This is a genomic window from Streptomyces sp. NBC_00310 (assembly GCF_036208085.1).
Lineage (GTDB): Bacteria > Actinomycetota > Actinomycetes > Streptomycetales > Streptomycetaceae > Streptomyces.
In genome coordinates, this window is the sequence record NZ_CP130714.1 from 779,393 (window position 1) to 800,069 (window position 20,677).

At 69.9% G+C, this 20,677-nt stretch carries 21 protein-coding genes and 1 pseudogene; 14 read left to right on the forward strand and 8 right to left on the reverse strand.

Features of this window, described 5'->3' with window-relative positions; all coding sequences use genetic code 11:
• Positions 1–86: 86 nt before the first annotated feature.
• Genes OG202_RS03345 through OG202_RS03350 form a run of 3 tightly spaced genes read right to left on the reverse strand, consistent with a single transcriptional unit; the run spans position 87 to position 1,655 of the window.
• Complete coding sequence (locus OG202_RS03345) at positions 87–248, reverse strand: hypothetical protein (protein ID WP_327731422.1); 162 nt, start codon at positions 246–248, stop codon at positions 87–89.
• Positions 191–535 carry a glycoside hydrolase family 78 protein gene (locus OG202_RS46340; RefSeq protein WP_443052195.1) on the reverse strand — a complete coding sequence of 115 codons (345 nt, stop codon included), beginning with the start codon at positions 533–535 and terminating at the stop codon, positions 191–193. Before OG202_RS46340 ends, OG202_RS03345 begins: the two co-directional genes overlap by 58 nt.
• 40 nt (positions 536–575) lie before the next feature.
• The gene (locus OG202_RS03350) at positions 576–1,655 is read right to left on the reverse strand and encodes an alpha-L-rhamnosidase-related protein (RefSeq protein WP_327731420.1); all 1,080 of its coding nucleotides are present in this window, start codon (positions 1,653–1,655) and stop codon (positions 576–578) included.
• 179 nt (positions 1,656–1,834) lie between these two features.
• On the opposite strand from OG202_RS03350, the gene OG202_RS03355 reads away from it, so the two are divergent.
• The 7 genes from OG202_RS03355 (at position 1,835) to OG202_RS03385 (ending at position 11,146) form a co-directional block, all read left to right on the forward strand.
• Positions 1,835–2,398: a 3-hydroxyacyl-CoA dehydrogenase family protein gene (locus OG202_RS03355; RefSeq protein ID WP_327731419.1), complete on the forward strand. Its 564-nt coding sequence runs from the start codon at positions 1,835–1,837 to the stop codon at positions 2,396–2,398.
• 429 nt (positions 2,399–2,827) lie between these two features.
• Complete coding sequence (locus tag OG202_RS03360) at positions 2,828–3,637, forward strand: aldo/keto reductase (RefSeq protein ID WP_327731418.1); 810 nt, start codon at positions 2,828–2,830, stop codon at positions 3,635–3,637.
• Positions 3,638–4,361: 724 nt separating this feature from the next.
• The gene (locus OG202_RS03365) at positions 4,362–5,009 is read left to right on the forward strand and encodes a (2Fe-2S)-binding protein (RefSeq protein ID WP_327731417.1); all 648 of its coding nucleotides are present in this window, start codon (positions 4,362–4,364) and stop codon (positions 5,007–5,009) included.
• A 12-nt stretch (positions 5,010–5,021) separates the two neighbouring features.
• On the forward strand, positions 5,022–6,002 hold the full coding sequence (locus tag OG202_RS03370) for an FAD binding domain-containing protein (protein WP_327731416.1): 981 nt from the start codon (positions 5,022–5,024) through the stop codon (positions 6,000–6,002).
• Entirely contained in the window at positions 5,999–8,194 is a 2,196-nt protein-coding gene (locus tag OG202_RS03375; RefSeq protein ID WP_327731415.1) for a xanthine dehydrogenase family protein molybdopterin-binding subunit, read from the forward strand. Before OG202_RS03370 ends, OG202_RS03375 begins: the two co-directional genes overlap by 4 nt.
• A 179-nt stretch (positions 8,195–8,373) precedes the next feature.
• A complete protein-coding gene (locus tag OG202_RS03380) occupies positions 8,374–9,513 on the forward strand; it encodes an XdhC family protein (protein WP_327731414.1) in 1,140 nt (379 codons plus the stop codon).
• A gap of 376 nt (positions 9,514–9,889) precedes the next feature.
• Positions 9,890–11,146 (forward strand): MFS transporter, encoded by a 1,257-nt coding sequence (locus tag OG202_RS03385; protein WP_327731413.1) that lies wholly within the window; start codon positions 9,890–9,892, stop codon positions 11,144–11,146.
• A 247-nt stretch (positions 11,147–11,393) separates the two neighbouring features.
• Here the strand turns inward: OG202_RS03385 and OG202_RS03390 are convergent.
• Positions 11,394–12,264 (reverse strand): annotated as a pseudogene (locus OG202_RS03390) (helix-turn-helix domain-containing protein).
• Complete coding sequence (locus OG202_RS03395; RefSeq protein WP_327731412.1) at positions 12,261–13,145, reverse strand: helix-turn-helix domain-containing protein; 885 nt, start codon at positions 13,143–13,145, stop codon at positions 12,261–12,263. Before OG202_RS03395 ends, OG202_RS03390 begins: the two are co-directional and overlap by 4 nt.
• 174 nt (positions 13,146–13,319) lie before the next feature.
• Here OG202_RS03395 and OG202_RS03400 point away from each other — a divergent pair, with 174 nt between their 5' ends.
• Positions 13,320–14,336, forward strand: a complete 1,017-nt coding sequence (locus OG202_RS03400) for a zinc-dependent alcohol dehydrogenase family protein (protein WP_327731411.1) — start codon at positions 13,320–13,322, stop codon at positions 14,334–14,336.
• A gap of 76 nt (positions 14,337–14,412) precedes the next feature.
• Positions 14,413–15,078, forward strand: a complete 666-nt coding sequence (locus tag OG202_RS03405) for an SDR family NAD(P)-dependent oxidoreductase (protein WP_327731410.1) — start codon at positions 14,413–14,415, stop codon at positions 15,076–15,078.
• Here OG202_RS03405 and OG202_RS03410 read toward each other — a convergent pair.
• On the reverse strand, positions 15,075–15,200 hold the full coding sequence (locus OG202_RS03410) for a hypothetical protein (protein WP_327731409.1): 126 nt from the start codon (positions 15,198–15,200) through the stop codon (positions 15,075–15,077). The genes OG202_RS03405 and OG202_RS03410 overlap by 4 nt on opposite strands.
• On the opposite strand from OG202_RS03410, the gene OG202_RS03415 reads away from it, so the two are divergent.
• The 5 genes from OG202_RS03415 to OG202_RS46345 all read left to right on the forward strand — a co-directional run bounded on the left by OG202_RS03415 (position 15,193) and on the right by OG202_RS46345 (position 18,586).
• On the forward strand, positions 15,193–15,537 hold the full coding sequence (locus OG202_RS03415; protein ID WP_327731408.1) for a cyclophilin-like fold protein: 345 nt from the start codon (positions 15,193–15,195) through the stop codon (positions 15,535–15,537). The genes OG202_RS03410 and OG202_RS03415 overlap by 8 nt on opposite strands.
• Before the next feature lie 168 nt (positions 15,538–15,705).
• Positions 15,706–16,962: an MFS transporter gene (locus OG202_RS03420; RefSeq protein ID WP_328222278.1), complete on the forward strand. Its 1,257-nt coding sequence runs from the start codon at positions 15,706–15,708 to the stop codon at positions 16,960–16,962.
• A gap of 58 nt (positions 16,963–17,020) precedes the next feature.
• Entirely contained in the window at positions 17,021–17,791 is a 771-nt protein-coding gene (locus OG202_RS03425; RefSeq protein ID WP_327731406.1) for an SDR family oxidoreductase, read from the forward strand.
• A 36-nt stretch (positions 17,792–17,827) separates the two neighbouring features.
• A complete protein-coding gene (locus OG202_RS03430) occupies positions 17,828–18,241 on the forward strand; it encodes a (R)-mandelonitrile lyase (protein ID WP_327731405.1) in 414 nt (137 codons plus the stop codon).
• A 189-nt stretch (positions 18,242–18,430) separates the two neighbouring features.
• Complete coding sequence (locus tag OG202_RS46345) at positions 18,431–18,586, forward strand: hypothetical protein (RefSeq protein ID WP_443052198.1); 156 nt, start codon at positions 18,431–18,433, stop codon at positions 18,584–18,586.
• A gap of 463 nt (positions 18,587–19,049) precedes the next feature.
• Here the strand turns inward: OG202_RS46345 and OG202_RS46350 are convergent, their stop codons facing one another.
• Together OG202_RS46350 and OG202_RS03445 are read right to left on the reverse strand one after the other, a co-directional pair.
• The gene (locus OG202_RS46350) at positions 19,050–19,262 is read right to left on the reverse strand and encodes a hypothetical protein (RefSeq protein ID WP_443052199.1); all 213 of its coding nucleotides are present in this window, start codon (positions 19,260–19,262) and stop codon (positions 19,050–19,052) included.
• Complete coding sequence (locus OG202_RS03445) at positions 19,263–20,009, reverse strand: hypothetical protein (RefSeq protein WP_327732403.1); 747 nt, start codon at positions 20,007–20,009, stop codon at positions 19,263–19,265. It lies immediately after the preceding gene.
• Positions 20,010–20,677 lie beyond the last annotated feature (668 nt).

Here is a 20,677-nt window from a genome sequence, read left to right on the forward strand (position 1 = left end):
TTCAACGCGGGGCCGAAGTTGACGGACGTTCAGCCGAACGTGTCAACCATGTCCGGAGGACAAACCGTCAAGGAAGTCCTGAGACCTCACACCCACCTGCACGACCTCGCCGAGCCCCTTGACGCCGAGCGCGTGCCTTCGTTGTCCTCGCCGTCCAGGTAGATCGCCCTGACCTCGGGGACATCGGCGTTCACGGGTACGAGGTAGTCGGCGAGGTTGGCGTTGACGATCCGGCCGTTCTGAAACACCCCCTGTCGCCAGAGCCCCGGGTGCCGGTCCGCGAGCGCCACCCGAAGCGCGGCCGGTCGGCGTCCACACCGAGGGGATCGGTGCGGTGTTCCACTGTCAGCCCCCGTACGGGGCCGCCCTGCGGGCGGACTTTTCCGCCGCCGCACTTGTTCCACCTGCCATGGCACTGGCTCCTGTCGTCATGGCGCCTGCTGTCGCTGTGAGCACAGTGTGGCGACGTAATACCGGTCCGGGGCCGCGAGGTGAGGCCCCTCACGACCGGCATCGTCCGCACTGCGCCCTTCATGGCTCACGCCGTGGTCCTTTCGGTTCGCCGGGGGAATCGGTCACAGATCGCGGGTGGTGAACGTGTGCTGCCCCGAACCGACGACATGCGTGCCGCGGTCGCGGGTGGGCAGCCGGATCTCCACGGTCGTGTTCGGCGGGAGCTCCACATGGAGCCGGAACCTGTTCTTCGCGCGCGTCCACCGCGCGGACACCACGCCGCACGGGGTGCGATAGCTGCCCTCGGCATGGGTGAGGTCGCCGACCGGGCGGGGGTCGATGACCAACTCGCGGTATCCGGCCCTGCCGCGCGCCTGGCGGATGCCCACCACGCCGCTGTGGAACCACTCCTCGATCTGCAACAGGATCATGTGGTTCTTGGAGTTGCCCATGTCCCACTGTTCGGGGATGGTCGTCAGACCTTCGGGATGGGAGGTGGTGGGTGCCATGAAGTGGCCGTAGCCCGGGCGGGTGTCCTCCTGGAGGACGGCCCACAGGACGTCGTCGTGGCGGCCCTCGTGCAGGGCCCTGACGATCGGGGCGAGACCGATGGTGCCGCCGCTGAGGTGCGGCCCGCCCCCGAACGGCCGGTGGGCGTAAACCAGTTCCACCAGCGCGTCGAGGACCTTCCCGCGCTCGCCCTCCGGTACGAGGCCCTCGTCGAGCGCGAGCGCCTGCGCGGCCTGCGTGGCTCCGGCGGCGCCCCGGTCGCCCTCGGCGGTGTACCGGCCGAGCGCGGTGTTGTAGAAGGCGTCGTTGAACGCGTCCTTGATGGTGGCCGCGAGGTTGCGGTACTCGGCCGCGTCCGCGTCACGCCCGATCAGGGCCGCCATCCGGGCCATGCGGTCGGCGATCTGGTGGTAGCCCCAGGTTCCGGTGATACGGCCCGAGGTGTTCTCACTCGCGATCCAGTCGCCCAGGGCCGCGTCCACGAGACAGGCGTCCGCGCCAATGCCGGCCTTCCTGGTCCTGATGTAGTCGAGGAAGGCCCGCATCCGCGGGTAGTGGCGGCTCATCGTCTGTGTGTCGCCGTACGTCTCGTACAGCAGCCAGGGCACCAGGATGATGCCGTTGCCCCAGTTGATCTCGTCGCCGAACCGGCCGGTGTACCCCCAGTCGTACACCGGGGCCTTGAGCGCCACGGTCCTACAACTACGACCCGCGGTTCGCCCCCTCGCTCATCCAGAGCGATCTCATCGCCGCAGGACGGCTCGGCCGCAAGACCGGCCGTGGCTACTACGAGTACGGCGAGAGCTCCGAACGCCCGCTCCCCCGCGCCGCGGAGTCGAAACCCGAAGCGGCGGCACTCACCACCCCTGTGGTGCTGCACGGTTCGGCCGAGCAGCTGGAGACTCTGCTCACCCGCAGCGGCCTGGAGTTCGACCGGGCGGAGGCCGACATTCCCCGCATCGAGTTCGTCGGAATGGGCTCGGTCATGGTCACCGGCGGCCGCAGCGCACGCGAGGAGTCGAGCCGACGGAACGAGCCCGTGCTCCTCCTCGACCGCTGCCTGGACCCCGCGACGGCAACCGCCGTCGCCCTCGCGTCCACCGACGCCACGCTCACCGACACCGTCGTCACCCTGCTGGGTCGCGCTCGTATTCGTGTCTTCCCCGTTGCCGACGCACCGGGGCTCGTGGTGGCCCGAGTTCTGTCAATGATCGCGAACGAGGCGTGGGAGACGGCCTACCACGAGGTCGCGACCCCCGCCGACATCGACACCGCCATGCGCCTGGGCACCAACTACCCCATGGGCCCGTTCGCTTGGAGCGCCCGATGGTCGACCCGCAGGGTGCTCGAACTGCTCGACGCGCTGTGGTCGGCATACCACGATCCCCGGTACCGCGCCAGCCATGCCCTGCGCTCCGCGGCGCTCGACACGTAGGTCGGCGACCGCGGGTGACGGCGGTCAGTGCGACTTGTCTGTCCGCAGACCCGGCCCGACACGGCCACATGCCTGCCCGCTGAAGCCCGAGCTTCTCCGCGTGAGGCGTCCACGACGCGCGAACACACTCGATGGGGAGAGACTGTTTCCCGGGACGGTTGCGTCCTGGGAAAAATTCCTCCCCTTTGCCAGGCGGTGCGATGGTGGCAGGCTCGACGAGGCAGTCGGTGGTGAACACCACGACAAGGTGTTGCCTCGACTTCCCGCAGGTGGCCGGGCAGGGACCGGGCTGATCGAGTCACCCCCTCCGCCTTGCGGCTGCCCCCGCCGTCTTTTGCTGGCCCTCAAACTCTCTCCCAACGTGGTGAGCACGCAGCCAACCGAACCCCCGCCACCGCGAGCACCTTCGATCTGGGTGGCGACCTGACCGTGAACCGTCTCGGTTACGGCGCCATGCAGCTGACGGGTCCCGGTGTCTGGGGCGAGCCGCGCGACCCGGACGAGGCCGTCCGGGTCCTGCGCCGCGCAGTGGAACTGGGCGTCAACTTCATAGACACGGCCGACGCCTACGGGCCGTTCGCCAACGAGCAGCTAATCCGCAGGGCTCTGCATCCCTACTCCGATGACCTGGTCATTGCCACCAAAGGGGGCCTCACCCGCCCGGGTCCGGGCGACTGGCGTCCCAACGGTCGACCCGAGCATCTGCGCCGACAGGTGGAGTTGAGCTTGAGCCACCACCTCGGACTCGAGCGCATCGATCTGTATCAGCTCCATCGCATCGACCCCAAGGTTCCGCTTGCCGATCAGCTCGGTGAGCTGGCCCTGATGCAACAGGAGGGCAAGCTCGGCCACATCGGTGTGTCAGAGGTGACGGTCGAGCAGCTGAAGGAGGCCCGCACGCATACCGAGATCGTCTCCGTGCAGAACCTCTACAACCTCGCTAATCGCTCCGCCGAGGACGTGCTGAACTACGCCGAGGCCGAGAACATCGCGTTCATCCCCTGGTTCCCGATCGCCACCGGCGAACTCGCCCGCCCGGGCGGCCCGCTGGACGCCGCGTCCCGTCAGCATGGCGCGAGCTGCTCGCAGCTCGCCCTCGCCTGGCTCCTGCGCCGCTCCCCGGTGATGCTTCCGATCCCCGGTACCTCCAGGGTCGCGCATCTGGAGGAGAACACCGCCGCCGCTGCGCTGGTACGGCTCACCGACGACGAGTTCAGGTCCCTCACCGACGCAGTCTGATCCGCAGGGCACCCAAAAGAGCCGAGACGGGGCGTCCTTCGGTGTGAACGCGTTCGATCATCATCAGGGTCGGCTGGGTGTCCCCTGCGTCGCAGGCCGCCAGCGCCGCTCAGTCGCCGGGTCTTCCGTGTCGGCCTGGCTCGATGGATCGTGGAAAATGTGGAGAAGCCGATCCTCCGGCGTCCGTGTGAGCACGGCGGCGACGCCTGTTCGAACGCACCGCAACAGTCCTGATCAGTTCTCCGGTCCACGACCTGCCAGGGGACAAGGACCGCTGCGCCGGCGGCCCCAGAAGCGGGCATCGTCGGCGGTGGACGCGCAGAGCGTGGAGCCCTCAGGCGACGTCGTCACAGCCTGGCCAAGGCATCGACGTCTACGAGGTCACGACCGCGTCCCCGACTGAAAACAGGCTGTTTCGGACCTTTGCCGTGGACGCCTCGTCATGGGATGCCCACGTCGACAGAAGGCAGGGAAGCGCCGTAGCACCTGCCCCAACACGCCCACGCCGCAGCTCACTTACACCACGTCTCAGCATTGGGGAAAAAAGCTAAGGGGGAGAAAAGTCTCCCTGCCACGAGTGCCACGGTGATGCCAGACTGCCGACCTGACCGGACCGCGGCTGTGATCCGCACGGTTGTCCAGGTTCTGCGGCGACGACGGTCCCGCCTCCTGCCGTGCCGTTGCGCACGGCATGATCTGTCCGCTATGCGAAGGCGTACCCCCCATGTCCACTGAACTCCCCGAGTCTGCCGCTCCACCCCCCACGGGCGCCGGCGAGTCCTCTCCAGCGCCCAGTCGGCGCACCTTCATCGCCACCACTGCGGTGGGTGGTGCCGTCGTCGCGGGCGGTGTGATCGGCGGGACGATCCTCGCCGACTCGCAGGAGGCGAACGCCGCAGGAGCGTCGCCCTCCAGTCAGGTCTCCCTGACGGTCAACGGCAAGCGCCGGACCGTGACGGTCGACAACCGTACGTCCTTGCTGGACCTGTTGCGTGAGCACTTCGATCTGACCGGCTCGAAGAAGGGCTGCAACGCCGGTGCCTGTGGTGCGTGCACGGTGCTGGTCGACGGACGCCGGGTCAACTCCTGTCTGACGCTGGCCGTGCGTCTGGAGGGCGCCGAGGTCACCACCGTCGAGGGGCTGGCCGACGGCGACGAACTCCACCCGTTGCAGAAGGCGTTCATCGAGCAGGACGCCTTCCAGTGCGGCTACTGCACGCCGGGCCAGATCATGTCGGGTGTCGGCTGCATCGAGGAGGGGCACACCGACTCGCCGGAGGAGATCCGGGAGTGGATGAGCGGCAACATCTGCCGCTGCGGCTGTTACGTGAAAATCGTGCGCGCGGTCGAGCAGACCGCGGGCCGGAAGTAGAGGGCGGCCGTCATGTATCCCTTCTCGTACACTCGTGTCTCCACTACACGGGAAGCTCTCGACGCCGGTCGCCGTGGCGGACGTTACATCGCCGGCGGGACCACGCTGGTCGACCTGATGCGGGAGACCGTCGAGCGCCCGGAGACTCTGGTCGACATCTCCGGTCTGCCGCTGGACGAGGTCACCGTCACCGAGCGCGGCGGCCTGCGGATCGGCGCGCTGGTGACCATGTCCGAGGCCGCCGCCCACCGCAAGGTGCGCACCCTGTTCCCGGTCGTCTCCGAGGCGCTGGAGCTGAGCGCGTCGGCACAGCTGCGGAACATGGCCTCCATCGGCGGCAACATCATGCAGCGCACCCGGTGCACCTACTTCCGTGACGTGACCGCCGACTGCAACCGGCGTGACCCCGGTTCCGGCTGCGCCGCGCTGGAGGGCGTCAACCGTACGCATGCGATCCTGGGCACCTCCGACTCCTGCGTGGCCACCCACCCCTCCGACGCCGCCGTGGCGTTCGCGGCACTTGAGGCGACCGTGCGCCTGCTGGGCCCGGACGGGGAGCGCCAAGTCCCTTTCAGCGACTTCCTCCTCAAGCCCGGCAGCACTCCACACCGTGAACAGGCGCTGCGGAAGGGTGAGTTGATAACGGGAGTGGAAATCCCGGCCCTTCCTCGCCCGCTGAAGTCCGGTTACCTGAAGGTCCGTGACCGTCAGTCCTACGAGTTCGCCCTGACGTCGGCTGCCGTCGCGCTGCATGTGCGCGGCGGGGTGATCCGGGAGGCGAAGGTGGCCGTCGGTGGGGTGGGCACGGTGCCGTGGAAGCTGCCCGCCGTTGAGAAACACCTCGTCGGGGAACGCCCCTCCGAGGCCCTGTGGGCGGCCGCTGCCCAGAAGGCGTCGGACGGGGCCCGCCCGCTGACGCACAACCGGTTCAAGGTCGAGCTACTCCAGCGGACCGTTGAGCGTCAGCTGCGCATCGTAGGAGGTACGAAGTGAGTCCCCAGCCGCAGGCCGCCGTGGGTGCGCCGCTGTCGAGGGTGGACGGCAGGCTGAAGGTCACGGGCAAGGCCTTGTACGCCGCCGAGTACGACGTCGACGGGGCCGTACACGCGGTCGTCGTGGACGCGAGCATCGGACGTGGCCGGATCAGGTCCATCGACACCGGTGCCGCCGAGAAGCACCGGGGTGTGCTGCGGGTGATCCACCACGGAAACGCGCCGAAGTTGCCGTACCGCGACAATGCCGGGTCCAACAACCCTCCTGGGCGCAGGTTGCGGGTGTTCCAGGACGACCGGGTCGTCTTCCACGGCCAGCCGGTCGCTGTCGTGGTGGCCACCACGCTGGAGGCCGCGCAGCACGGCGCCAGCCTGGTCAAGGTCGAGTACGACGCCGAACAGTCCTCGACCGACCTGCACGAGGCCGAGCCGGGCGAACCGACGAACTACGCGCGCGGCGACGCGGAAGCCGGACTTCGCAACGCTCCCGTACGGCTGGACCTGACGTACCAGCTGGCACGCAACCACCACAACCCGATGGAGCCGCACGCCACCATCGCCCGCTGGGACGGCGACAAGCTCACCGTCTGGGACAAGACGCAGTGGGTCGTCGGTACGCACGACGAGCTCGCCGCCGTGTTCGACCTGCCCGCGGAGTCGGTGCGGGTCATCAACCCGTTCGTCGGCGGCGGCTTCGGCAGTGGGCTGCGGTGCTGGCCGCACACGGTCGTCGCCGCCCTGGCCTCCCGGGTGACGGCGCGTCCGGTGAAGCTGGTGCTGAGCCGTCGGCAGATGTACTTCGGCACCGGCTTCCGGCCGTTGTACGAGTACCGGCTGCGGCTGGGCAGCGACCGGCGCGGACGGCTGACCGCCGCGATCCACGACATCGATGCCGAGACGTCGTCGTACGAGACGTTCACCGAGGCCGTCATGGCGGCGGGGCAGATGATGTACAGCATGCCCAACGTCCGCCAGGCATACCGGCAGGTGCCGTTGGACGTGAACACGCCGATCTGGATGCGCGGCCCCGGTCTCGCCACGGCGTCGTTCGCCATCGAGTCGGCGATGGACGAACTCGCCCACGAACTCGGCGTCGACCCCATCGAGCTGCGTCGGCGCAACGAGCCCAGCGAGGACGAGTCGAGCAATCTGCCGTTCTCCACCCGCCGGCTGCGTGAGTGTTACACGGTCGGTGCCCGGGAGTTCGGCTGGAGCCGCCGCTCGGCCCGGCCGCGTGCGCGGCGCGAGGGCGACTGGCTGATCGGCCTGGGCATGGCAGCCGGTGTCTACGATCCCGGGCGTTTCCCCGCGGAGGCCAGGGCGCGTCTGGACGCCGACGGCACCGCTGTGGTCGAGTCGGCCACCAGTGACATGGGGCCGGGTACCTACACCTCCCAGACCCAGGTCGCGGCCGACGCTCTCGGGCTGACCATGCGCACGGTCACCTTCCGGCTCGGCGACTCCCTCTATCCGCCGACCGGCCCGCACGGCGGCTCGGCGACCATGGCCAGCGTCGGCAGTGCCGTCGTCGACGCCTGTGACAAGGTCCGCGAGCAGGCGATCAAGCTGGCCGTCGAGGACCGCGAGTCACCGCTGTACGGGGTGGACGCCGGTGATGTGGTGGTGCGCGGCGGCCGGCTGCACGTGCAGGGCAACCAGGCGCGCGGCGAGACGTACCGGAGTCTGCTGGCCCGCAACGACCGCTCGCATCTGGAGGCGAGCGGCTCCTACACCGGGCCGCCCAGTCCGGCGCGGCGCTCCTACCACGCCTACAACGCCACCTTCGCCGAGGTCGCCGTGGACGCGACCCTGGGCCTGGTGCGGGTACGGCGGATGCTCGGGGTGTACGACGCGGGCCGGATCATCAGCCCCAAGCTGGCCGAGAGCCAGGCGTTCGGCGGCATCGTGGGCGGCATCGGCGCGGCCCTGCTGGAGCACACGGTCACCGACCACCGCGACGGGCGGATCGTCAACGCCAACCTCGCCGACTACCTCGTCCCCGTCAACGCCGACGTCCCCGAGGTCAGGGCGATCTACCTCGACGGCGAGGACAACGACGGCAACGCGCTCGGCGTCAAGGGCCTCGGCGAGGTCGTCCAGGTGGGTGTGGCGGCCGCGATCGGCAACGCGGTCTTCAACGCCACCGGCCGCCGGGTTCGCGAACTTCCCATCACCGCCGAGGCGTTGCTCTGATCCGAGTGCCTCGGGCCGCTGCGCAGCGCCCGGTGGGCCCGGGCACTCTTCCCTCGTCCGGCAGCCAGTCCCCCGGTCCGGCTGCCGGACCTCCCAGGGCCGCCGCCGCGTCAAGCCATACTCCCCGGCGGCGCGGCGGCGGCCCACCCCACGCCACCCCCTCCACGAAGGACCCGTTCATGCTGAACATCGCGGACACACTGCACCGCTGGTGCCGCGAGGACCGCCCTTTCGCCCTCGCCACCGTCGTCGACGTCACCGGCAGCGCACCCCTGCCCGTCGGCACGTCGGTAGCGGTGGACGAGGACGGCAACGCCGTCGGGAGCATCTCCGGCGGATGCGTCGAGGGCGCGGTCTACGAACTGTGCCAGCAGGTGCTCCGCGTCCGGGGTGCCCCCCAGCTCGCCTGGTTCGGCTACTCCGACGACGACGCCTTCGCTGTCGGCCTGACCTGCGGCGGCGAACTCGACGTCCTCGTCCAACGTATCGATCCTTCGACCCAGCAGCACATCGGCGCAGCCCTCGCCGACGTCGTCCGGGGCCGACCCACCGCTGTGGCGCAGATCGTGGACGGCCCCCGCAACCTCCTCGGCTCGACCCTGAGCGTCCTCGTCGGCGGCAGCGTCACCTACGGCACCCTGGACGACGGGCCGGCGGACCGACTGGTGGCGGAGGAAGCCAGGGCCCTGCTGCGAGCCGGACGCACCGCCCGGGTCTCGGTCGGCGGCAACGGTGGCGGCTGCCCCGAACCATTGACCGTCCTCGTCCATGTCAACGGGTCCCGCCCGCGCCTGCTGGTCTTCGGCACTGTGGACTTCGCCGCCGCCCTCAGCCAGGCCGGGGCCTTCCTGGGCTACCGGGTCACCGTGTGCGACGCCCGCCCCGTCTTCGCCACCGCCGCCCGCTTCCCGTACGCGGACGAGGTCGTGGTCGACTGGCCCCATCGCTACCTGGAGCGCACCGAGGTGGACGCACGCACCGCGATCTGCGTTCTCACCCACGACGCGAAGTTCGACATCCCCCTGCTGCGCCTCGCCCTCGCCCTACCCGTCGGCTACATCGGTGCCATGGGCTCCCGGCGCACCCACGACGAACGCCTGCGCCTCCTGCGCGAGGCCGGCGTGACCGAGGAGCAGCTCGCCCGGCTGCGCTCACCGATCGGTCTCGACCTCGGCGCCCGTACTCCCGAGGAGACGGCGATCTCCATCGTCGCAGAGATCATCGCTCACGCGGGCCAGGGCACAGGCCTGCCCCTGGCACAGGCCACCGGTCCGATCCACCGGCCGCTCTCTCAGGGGAGTCCGGTCGCGGTGGGCTGAGGGAGGCCGCGGCAGACGCTGGGCGACGGCCGACGAGGTGCCCCCACGACGTAGGACCTTCGGCGGCCTCGCCCCGGGACGCACGCTGTGCCGCTGGTTCCCGTCCCGTCCAGCGCCTGGGGTCGTCGGCACCAGCGTCCACGGCCGGACGTCCCCCGTACGAAGCAGTTCCTCATCTGCGCCCTGATGCGCTTCACAGCGCATCAGCACCGGCTTATCCGCGATCGGCCGCCGCCGAAAGCTCGATCGATCGCCACTCCGCCACAAAGCTGGGAGGAATTCCTCCCCCTCACAAAGCGCCGGCGCGGTGCGATGCTCTTCGGCGTCCCCCGCCCCACAGCGGTCGCGCGTCGCCATGAAAAGAGAATGCCACCGAATGTCACACCCGAACGACGACCGCACCCGCAAGCTGCCCTTTGTCGTCCTGGTGCTGTCCGCCGGAACATTTCTCATGGGCACCACCGAATTCGTCATCGCGGGTCTGCTCCCCGAGATCGCCGACGACCTGAATGTCAGCGTGTCTCGCGCGGGCCTGCTGATCACGGCGTTCGCCGCAGGCATGATCGTCGGCGCGCCGGCGATGGCTGTCGCGACGCTGCGCCTGCCCCGGCGCTCCACGCTGATCCTCGCGCTCGTCGTCTTCGCCCTCGGTCACCTGGTCGCCGCGCTCAGCTCGTCCTTCGCGCTCGTGCTCGCGGCCCGCCTGGCGACCGCACTGGCCACCGGCACCTTCTGGTCCGTCGGAGCGGTCGTGGCCACGACCGCGGCTGGGCCGGCAGCGACGTCACGGGCACTGAGCATGCTCCTGGGAGGTGCGACCGTGGCCACCGTGGCCGGCGTACCTCTGGGCGCGTGGCTGGGGCAGCTGTCGGGCTGGCGCGGGCCGTTCTGGGTACTGGCCGCGCTGTCAGCCGCCGCGGCGGCGGTCATCGGCCGGTACATCCCTGCCGACGAGCGACGCGAGGCGCCTTCCGTCCGGGCCGAGTTCGGCGCGCTGCGGGATGTCCGGGTCTGGTTGACGCTGAGTGCCATGACACTGCTGATGGGCGGTGTTCTGGCGACGTACACCTACATCTCGCCCCTGCTCACCGAACGGGCCGGCATCCCGAATGGAGCCGTGCCCGTGGTCCTGACCGCCTACGGCCTGGGCGCCCTGCTGGGCACCACGGTCGGCGGGCGCCTGGGCGACCGTCATCCCCTTGCCACGCTCATCACGGCCGCCGCCACGACCACGCTGGTCCTGCTCTTGTTGACCTGGCTCTCCCCAAGCCCCGTGGCGGCCGTCGTCCTGGTGACACTGATGGGGATGACAGGCTTCGCGGCAACCCCGGCGCTCGGCGCGCTGGCCCTGCGCTTCGCCGGTTCCGCGCCCACCCTCGCCTCCGGCCTCAGCGGCGCGGCGCCCAACGTGGGCATCGCCGTCGGCTCCTGGACGGCGGGCATCGCCCTGACCTCACCACTGGGCCAAGCAGGGCCCCCGCTGGTCGGCACAGCGGCGACAGCCCTCACTCTCATACCGTTGACCGCACTCGCGCTGATGCACGCCACCCGCTCCGAGGCGCCCCCGCCTCAGCGAGGTCGAGCCGCAGACCAGTCGGTCTGGCCGAGCGAGAGCGCTCCGAACATCGGCTGACCTGCTGCTCGCCCCACGGGCGAGCAGCAGGTCAGGCTCACGGGCCGATACTGTGAGGTACGTACCGCCCGGCGAAGTCGCCGCAGGTGTCGGCACATCGCCACAACTGGGAATGATCCCCAGGACGGCGACGCCCGTATTGCCGCGGTGAATCTCCACGTCGTCCGGCTGTTCGGTCCGACAATCTGTGTCGACGGAGGTTCCGGTGCTTCGCGAGCGAGAGCTCCTCGGCTGCCGTAGGCATCGCTCAGCGGAGGGACGAGGAAGCGGGCAGGTTCTGGTCGGCGGCCCAGGAGGCGAGGATGCGCAGCCGCTCGTGGGTGGGGGAACCGGGGGCGGCGGTCCAGACGGTCAGGTGCTGGTCGGGATCGGTGTTGGCGGTGAGGGTGTCCCAGTCCAGGACCAGCTCACCCACCACGGGGTGATGGAGGGTCTTGGTGCCCACGGTGCGGGCGGCGACACGGTGATCGCCCCACCACTGGGCGAACTGCTTGTCTCTCATGGACAGTTCGCCGACCAGCTCGATGAGACGGGGATCCTCGGGATACTTCGCCGCCTCCATCCGCAGCTGCGCCACGGCGATCCGTGCCGAGCCCTCCCAGTCGGCGTACAGGCCGCGCATCGCCGGATCGATGAACAGGAGCCGAGGGTAGTTACGGTGCTTCTCCGGCATACGGGAAAAGTCGGTGACCAGCGCGGCCGCCAGCGCGTTCCACGCCAGGATGTCACCGCGCCTCCCCTGCACGATGGCCGGGGTGGCGGTGAGATCATCCAGCACCCGCTGCAGCTGCGGCTGGACCTTCTGCACGCCGCGGCGCCGCGTGCGAACGGTGGTCTTGCCCGCAAGCTGGAACAGATAGCCCCGCTCGTCGTCATCCAGATGCAGCACCCGCGCAAGGGTGTCCAGGACGGGAGCGGACGCCTGCATGCGGCCCTGCTCGAGCCGGGTGTAGTAAGTCGGTGCTGATCGACGCGAGTTGGGCGACCTCCTCGCGGCGCAACCCGTCCACCCGGCGCGGCCCGCCGGTCTCCGGCAGCCCGACCGTGCGAGGGCTCAGCTCGGAGCGACGCTTCTTGAGGAACTCGCCGAGCTCATTGAGAGGAACGTTGCTGGTCATGCTTCCCATCCTGACGAGGCCGGCAGGTTCTGGTCGGCGGCCCAGGAGGCAAGGATGCGCAGCCTGTCGTGCGCGGAGGATCCCGGGGCAGCGGTCCAGACCGTCATGTACTGGTCGGGGTCGGTGTTGGCGGTGAGGGTGTCGCAGTCGAGGGTGACCTCGCCCACGACCGGATGGATGAGGGTCTTCGTGCCCACGGTGCGGGCGACGACACGGTGATCGCCCCACCACTGGGCGAACTGCTTGTCTCTCATGGACAGTTCGCCGACCAGCTCGATGAGACGGGGATCCTCGGGATACTTCGCCGCCTCCATCCGCAGCTGCGCCACGGCGATCCGTGCCGAGCCCTCCCAGTCGGCGTACAGGCCGCGCATCGCCGGATCGATGAACAGGAGCCGAGGGTAGTTACGGTGCTTCTCCGGCATACGGGAAAAGTCGGTGACCAGCGCGGCCGCCAGCGCGTTCCACGCCAGGATGTCACCGCGCCTCCCCTGCACGATGGCCGGGGTGGCGGTGAGATCATCCAGCACCCGCTGCAGCTGCGGCTGGACCTTCTGCACGCCGCGGCGCCGCGTGCGAACGGTGGTCTTGCCCGCAAGCTGGAACAGATAGCCCCGCTCGTCGTCATCCAGATGCAGCACCCGCGCAAGGGTGTCCAGGACGGGAGCGGACGCCTGCATGCGGCCCTGCTCGAGCCGGGTGTAGTAGTCGGTGCTGATCGACGCGAGTTGGGCGACCTCCTCGCGGCGCAACCCGTCCACCCGGCGCGGCCGGGTGGACGACGGAAGCCCGACCGTGCGAGGGCTCAGCTGGGAGCGGCGCTTCTTGAGGAATTCTCCCAGTTCATTCAAGGGGACGTTGCTGGTCATGCTTCCCAGCATTACATCGATCGCACCTGGGGAAGGGGGGAGAATTTCCTCCCTGGATGTTCCCGTCCCGGGATAAATTCCTCCGCTTTTCGCGCCCCGCCCTCGCGTGTAAGGCTCGATTTCGAGCAGCCGTTCAAGATTCCCGGTTGTGGTTCCAAACCCTCGTACTGAAGGAAGCACCCCATCATGCGCGGAGCAGTCATTCACGCCCCCGGCGACGTGCGCTTCGAGACCCTGAACGACCCGAAGATCCTCCAGCCGACCGACGCCGTCATCCGTACGGTCGCCACCTGCGTGTGCGGTTCGGACCTGTGGCCCTACCGCGGCGCGGAGCCGGTGGCCGAGCCCCATCCGATGGGGCACGAGTACGTCGGCATCGTCGAGGAGGTCGGCAGCGAGGTCACCAACGTCAAGCCGGGCCAGTTCGTCGTCGGGTCGTTCGCCACGTCGGACAACACCTGCGTGAACTGCCAGGGCGGCTGGCAGTCCTCCTGTCTGAACCGCGAGTTCATGAGCACCTGTCAGGCCGACTACGTGCGCATCCCCAACGCCCACGGCACCCTCGTCGCCACCGACGAGCACCCGGACGCCGAACGGGTACCGAGCCTGCTCGCCGTGTCCGACGTGATGGGCACCGGCTGGTACGCCGCCCTCGCCGCCGAGGTGAAGCCCGGCTCTACGGCCGTCGTGGTCGGCGACGGAGCGGTCGGCCTGTGCGGCGTCATCGCCGCGAAGGAACTGGGTGCGGAGCGGGTCATCGCCATGTCCCGCCACGCCTCCCGGCAGAAGCTCGCCCTCGAGTTCGGAGCCACCGACATCGTCGCCGAGCGCGGCGACGAAGGCATCGCCCGCGTCAAGGACCTCACCAGCGGCATCGGCGCCGACTCGGTCCTGGAGTGCGTCGGCACGGCCGAGTCCATGCGGCAGGCCCTGCACTCCGCCCGGCCCGGCGGCAACGTCGGATTCGTCGGCGTCCCGCACGAGGTCTCGGTCGAGGGCCAGGAGCTGTTCTTCTCCCAGGTCGGCCTGCGCGGCGGCCCCGCCCCGGTGCGCCGCTTCCTGCCTGACCTGATCGACCGGGTCCTGACCGGCCGGATCAACCCGGGCAAGGTCTTCGACCTGACCCTGCCCCTGGACCAGGTCGCCGAGGGCTACAAGGCGATGGACGAACGCCGCGCCATCAAGGCCCTCCTGAAGCCCTGACCACAAACCGTCCCGCCACCGGGGCCGGGCATCCCAAGCCCGCCCCGGCACAGCCGCTCGCCACCAAGGACTCACCGTGACCACCTTCGCCCTCATCGGGGCCGGCCCCGGCCTCGGGTTGGCCACCGCCCGCCGCTTCGGAGCCGCCGGCCACACCGTCGCCCTCATCGCCCGCGACGCGGAGAAGCTGAACGGTCTGACGGCCACCCTCGCCCGTGACGACATCCAGGCGCGCGGCTACACGGCCGACGTCCTGGACATCGAGTCCCTGACCGCGGCCCTGCACGCGGCCGCGGCCGCCCTGGGCACCGTCGAGATCCTCCAGTACAGCCCCGTGCCCCGCGCCGACTTCATGAAGCCGGTCCTCGACACGAGCGCCGACGACCTGGACGCCCCGCTCGCCTTCTCCGTCAAGGGACCGGTCACCGCGGTGAACGCCGTCCTGCCCGGCATGCGCGAACTCGGCCGCGGCACACTGCTGTTCGTCAACGGCTCCAGCGCCGTACGCCCCAACCCGAACGTCGCCGGCACCTCCATCGCCTTCGCCGCCGAGAGCGCCTACACCCGCATACTCCACGACACCCTCGCCCCGGAGAACATCCACGCCGCCCAGCTGATCATCCCCGGAGCGATCCGGCCCGACGCCGAACACAGCAGCCCCGACGCGCTGGCACAGCGGCTGTACGACATCCACCAGCAGCGGGACGGCTTCCGCCACTACGCCGAGCCCCTGCCCGACTAGCCACAGGACGACGCGTGAACCCCGCCCTCCTCCGCCGCCTCCTCCTCCGAGTCCGCGTCGCCGCAGGCTTCGACGGCCCCGGCGGCCACCACACCGACCGGCAGGACAAACGCGATGAACATCCGGCTCACCCTCGACGGCCACCCCGTCGCCGCCACCCTGAACGACAGCCCCACCGCACGCGACTTCGCCGCCCAGCTGCCCCTGACCCTCTCCCTGCGCGACCTCAACCAGGCCGAGAAGATCGCCGATCTGCCCCGGAAATGTCCACCTCCGGCGCCCCGGAAGGCGCCGACCCCGAGGTCGGTGACCTGGCGTACTACGCCCTGGAACCAGCTCGCCACCTACTACCGCGACGCCCCGTACGCGACCGGCCTGGTCATCCTCGGGCACATGGCCGACGGCGGCGCCGAGCAGCTCGCCACCGCCGATGAGATCACCATCGAAGCCGCGCCCTGACCCGCCCCACCGTTCGCTCCTGCAGGAAGGGGGGAGGAGATCCTCCCCTTTTCGTCTGGTTCGCTGCATGGGACCGTCGAAGACGTGGCCGCGCCGTCCACTGTCCGCCGCGACGGCTTCAGCCGCCACCATGATCCCTCGATTTCCACGCAAGGAGAGACCTCACGTATGCCTTCCGCATCCGGGACCACCCCCGGCAAGCTCCCCTTCGTCGTCTGGGTGCTCGCCGCCGGCACGTTCCTGATGGGGACCACCGAGTTCGTCGTCGCCGGCCTGCTGCCGGAGTTGGCCGGTGACCTCGGAGTCAGCGTCTCCCACGCCGGCCTGCTGATCACCGCCTTCGCCATCGGCATGATCATCGGCGCGCCGACCATGGCCATGGCGACCCTGCGCCTTCCTCAGCGCCGGACGCTGATCCTCGCCCTGTCCGTGTTCTGCCTAGGACATCTGCTCGCCGCTCTCAGCACGTCCTTCACAATCGTCCTGGCCGCCCGGGTCGTCACCGCCCTGGCCACCGGAGCGTTCTGGTCCGTCGGCTTCGTCGTCGCCACCACCGCTGCCGGGCCGCGCAACGCCACGCGCGCCACCGGCGTCATGATCGGCGGCCTGACCCTGGCCAACGTCGTCGGCGTGCCGATCGGCTCCTTCGCCGGCCAGTTCACCGGCTGGCGCGGCCCCTTCTGGGCCCTGGCCATCCTCTCCGGCCTTGCCGCCGTCTTCATCGGCCGCTTCATCCCGGCCCAGGAGCAGCGCGTCCAGGTGTCCCTCCGGGCCGAGGTCCGGGCTCTGCGGCAGGGCCGACTGTGGCTGGCGCTCGGCGCCGCTATGCTCATCATGGGCGGCGTCCTGGCGACGTACACCTACGTCACCCCGCTGCTGACCGACCGCGCAGGCATCCCCGATGGCGCTGTACCGCTCGTTCTCATCGCCTTCGGCGTCGGCGCCCTGGGTGGTACCACCACGGGCGGTCACCTGGGCGACCGGCGTCCGATGGCCACCACCATCACGGCCGCCGCGGCCACCGCCCTGGTCCTGCTCCTGCTGATCCCGCTGTCCGGCAACCCGGTGACGGCCACCCTCCTGGTCTTCCTCATGGGCCTGACCGGCTTCACGGTCAACCCGGTCGTCACCGCCCTCGCCATGCGCTTCGCGGGCGCCGCCCCCACCCTCACCTCGGCGCTGACCACGTCCGCCTTCAACACGGGTATCGCCGCCGGTTCGCTGATCGCCGGTACGGCCCTGGACTCCTCCCTCGGCCTGACCGGACCGCCCCTGGTCGGCACCGTCATCGCCACCCTCACCCTGCTGCCCCTGATCGCCCTCGCCGTCCACGGCTCATCCGGCAAGGGCCGGATCGTGGCCCGGAGCAACGCGCCCACGCAGGCGCGGCGCGACGAACTCGCGCAGGTGCCGTCGCAGCACTGACTCAAGGCTGGATCCGCGTACGGCCGACGATGTCTCAGCAAGCGAGAGGACTCCGCACATGACTGTGAGCAGCACGGCCTTCACCGGCAAGGTGGCCTTCGTGACCGGAGCCGGCTCCGGCATCGGCCGCAGCGCCACCGTCGGCTTCGCCCGCGCGGGTGCCCGCGTCGCCCTGGCCGACCTGTCGGCGGACGGACTGCGGGAGACCGCACGGCTCGTCGAGGAAGCGGGCGGACAGGCTCTGTCCCTCGCCTGTGACGTCACCAGCGAAGACGAGGTCCGGTCCGCGCTGGACGACACCGTCCAGGCGTTCGGACGATTGGACGTCGCCTTCAACAACGCCGGCGTCGAGCAACCGGTCAAATCGGCCGCGGACATCACGAAGGACGAGTGGGACCGTGTCGTCGGCGTCAGCCTGACCGGAATGTTCCTGTGCATGAAGCACCAGATCCCCCTGATGCTCCAGCACGGAGGCGGCGCGATCGTCAACGCCTCGTCAGGCGCCGGCGTCAAGGGCTTCAAGGGACAGGCCGTCTACGCCGCCGCCAAGCACGGCGTCATCGGTCTGACCCGCTCCACCGCCCTCGACTACGCGGCGTCCAACGTCCGTGTGAACGCCGTCTGCCCCGGCACCATCGACACCCCCATGGTCAGCGACATGATCGCCAAGGGAGAACTCGACCGCGCCGAGGCCGAGGCCAACCAGCCCATCAACCGCCTGGGTACGGCCGAGGAAATCGCCCAGGCGGTCCTGTGGCTGTGCAGCCCCGGAGCCGGCTTCGTCGTCGGAGTGGCCCTCCCCGTCGACGGCGGCTACGTCGCCCGCTAGGGACAACCCACGCACGAAGGAGAGCTGAGAGACACCATGGAATTCATCAAGCAGCAGCCCAGCAGCAAGGCCCCGGCCAACTGGTTCACCGGCGACGTCTGGTGGGACGTCATCATGGCCGGCCAGGAGCCGTCCCGGATGCGCGCCAACCTGGTCCGCTTCTCACCGGGCGCCCGCACCAACTGGCACACCCACGCCCTGGGCCAGACCCTGCACATCGTTTCCGGCATCGCCCTGATCGGCACCCGGGACGGCACCGTCTTCGAGGCCCACCCCGGCCAGACCGTCGCCTGCCCGCCGAACGAGGAACACTGGCACGGCGCAGCCCCCGACCGGTTCATGGAGCACATCGCCCTGTGGGAGGGCACAAGCGACGGCACCCCCGAGACCACTTGGGCCGAGCCGGTCACCGACCAGCAGTACAACGGCCGCCGCACCCGCGACCAGTAACCCCGGCCCGTCCATTACGCATCTGGGGCCCGCTCAGGACGTCACGGCATCCCGGGGAGGAGCGTGTCGCCGACCTGCTCGGAGTGGACGATCGGACCGCCACGCATGCCGACGTGGTGAGCGACGCGGCTGTGTCCTGCCTCGCCCCGCGCGCAACGGCGTAAGGGGGATCGGCGGATCGGCAAGGGCGTGGCCGCCGGCGTCTACGACACCGCCCGCATGCCTGCCCAGGCCCGGGCCCTCCTGGACGCCGACGGCACCGCGCTGGTCGAGGCCGCCGCCACCGATATGGGCCCGGGGACGTACAACTCCCAGACCCAGGTCGCCGCCGAGTCCTCGGGCTGACCGGGCGCACCGGTCACGGCTGGGGGACTCCCTCTACCCGCCGACCCCACCGCACGGCGGCTCCATGACCATGGCCGACGTCGGCTCCGCCACCCCTCAATGCCTGCAACCAGGTTCGCCGTCAGGCGATCGAACGGGCGTCAAGGACCGCGAGTCACCGCTGTTACGGGATGGCCGCCGACGGCGGCCATCCCGTCCGGCTGCCGGACTTCCCGGGGCCGCCGCCGCGCGGCGCTCACCCGCGTCATGGCGGCGGCCCGCTCACGTTTCCGACTCTGGTCCTGCCGTGGAGAACTGTCATACTGAACATCGCGGACACACTGCACCGCTGGTGCCGCGAAGCATGCCCTTCGCCCTGGCCACCGTCGTCGGCAGCGTCTCCGGCGGCTGCGACCAGGGCGCGGTCCGCGAACTGTGCCGACCGGTGTTCCACGACCGAGGCGCCGCAGCACGCCTGCTTCGGTTACTCCGGTGACGACGCCTTCGCCGCCGGTCTGACCTGTGGCGGTGAACTCGACTCCTCGTCCAGTGCATCGATCCCGCAGCCTGGCCGCGCGTGTCCAGTCAGGCCCATGAGGAAGACGAGGACGGTGGCCGTGAGCGGCTTGCCGGACAACGGGATCATCAGGAACAGGACCAGGGCGGTGGCCGCAACGGCCGTGATGGTGGTGGTCATCTAACGCCGAGCGCCCAGACGGCCGCCCGTGGTGGTGCCGCCCAGGGCGCCACGCCGAAGGCGATGATCAGCAGGTTGTTGTCTGGACGCCGAGCGGGGGAAGTCCTTACGTCCGGTCGAAGTCGGCTCCGCACCGCGGAGCCTGCGCCGGGCGACCAGGGTCGAGCCTGCGACCAGCCCGAGGGAGACAAGGGCGAGCCGGCCGGCGATGGAGGGGCAGTCCGACGGCGTGTCGTAGCCGCCGTCATCGAGCCCGGCCTGACGTTCGAAGTGGTTGAACGCGCCGGGGAAGAGTGCCTCGTCGAGGGCATACAGCGCGGGGAAGGCGGCAGGCCCGCCGACGAGCGAGAAGGCCGCCCACTGGTCGGTGTGCCGGGCCTCGTGTTCCGCCAGGCGCTGCGTGCGCGGCGAGTCCACCTCCATGTGCTGGTCGGTCAGGAAGACCGTGCCGAACATGGTGCCGGCGCGGACGACCTCGTCGTCCAGGACCACAGCGGTCGTCCCGTTGTCGCCCTGATGCACCTCGCCGCCCTTGCCGAGGCCGTAGAGCAGGGCCGCTCCGGAGACCGGCGCGTTGACGACCATGCGGGTGGTCTCCCGCAGACCTCCGTCACCTTCGGGTACGGCTACCGCGAAGGAACCGGCAGACGCCAGCTGCACAGCCGCCCCGGCCAGGACCACCCCGCGCCGCAGCCGGGACGGTGCTCGCCCGCGCAGCGTGCCGACGATGGCGAGGACAAGGCACACGAGACCGCCACAGATCAGGCACGCCGCCCACCACAATGCCCTGCGGGCTCTCCGGCTTCCCAGCCGTATAGCGGGCGCCTGTCGGTCCGGGACGGCCGGCCGGGGTTCCAAGGCAACCGTGGGAGTGGGCCGGTCCAGCGTCGGCGTCGTCATGGGCGCCTCTCGGAGTCCCGGTCGGCGCTGGTGACAGAGATGACCTTGCTCATCGTTTCCTTGCGTTCCGTCAACGGTTTCCATGATCACGCACAGGAATTGCCAAGGCGTGATCCATCAGCGAGAAATACTCGATTCCGACCCTCACACGCGGGCACGGGCACGAAAAGAGGAGAAATTCATCCGGGAAGAAGAACATCCGGGGAGGAAACTCTCCCCCCTTGTCGGGCGGTGCGTCGGACCAGGCACCTTGGGCGGCGAGGGTGCGCAGTTGATCCGCGGTCATCGGCAGTCCGTCCGAGTTGCGGGGGCGAACGGTGGAGCGAATCTGGTAGACGTAGCGGGATGACCGTGGACGCGTAGGCATTCGAGGCCGGTGGCGTCCGTCGGGTCGCCACCGTCGCGCCCGCAGGTCGAGGCCGCCGTAGCGCGGGTATCTGGCGACCACGGCGGAGCCGTCTGGGCCCCGCCCCGGCCAACGGGAACGCGTACGGGGACCGTGAGCCGGCGCCGAT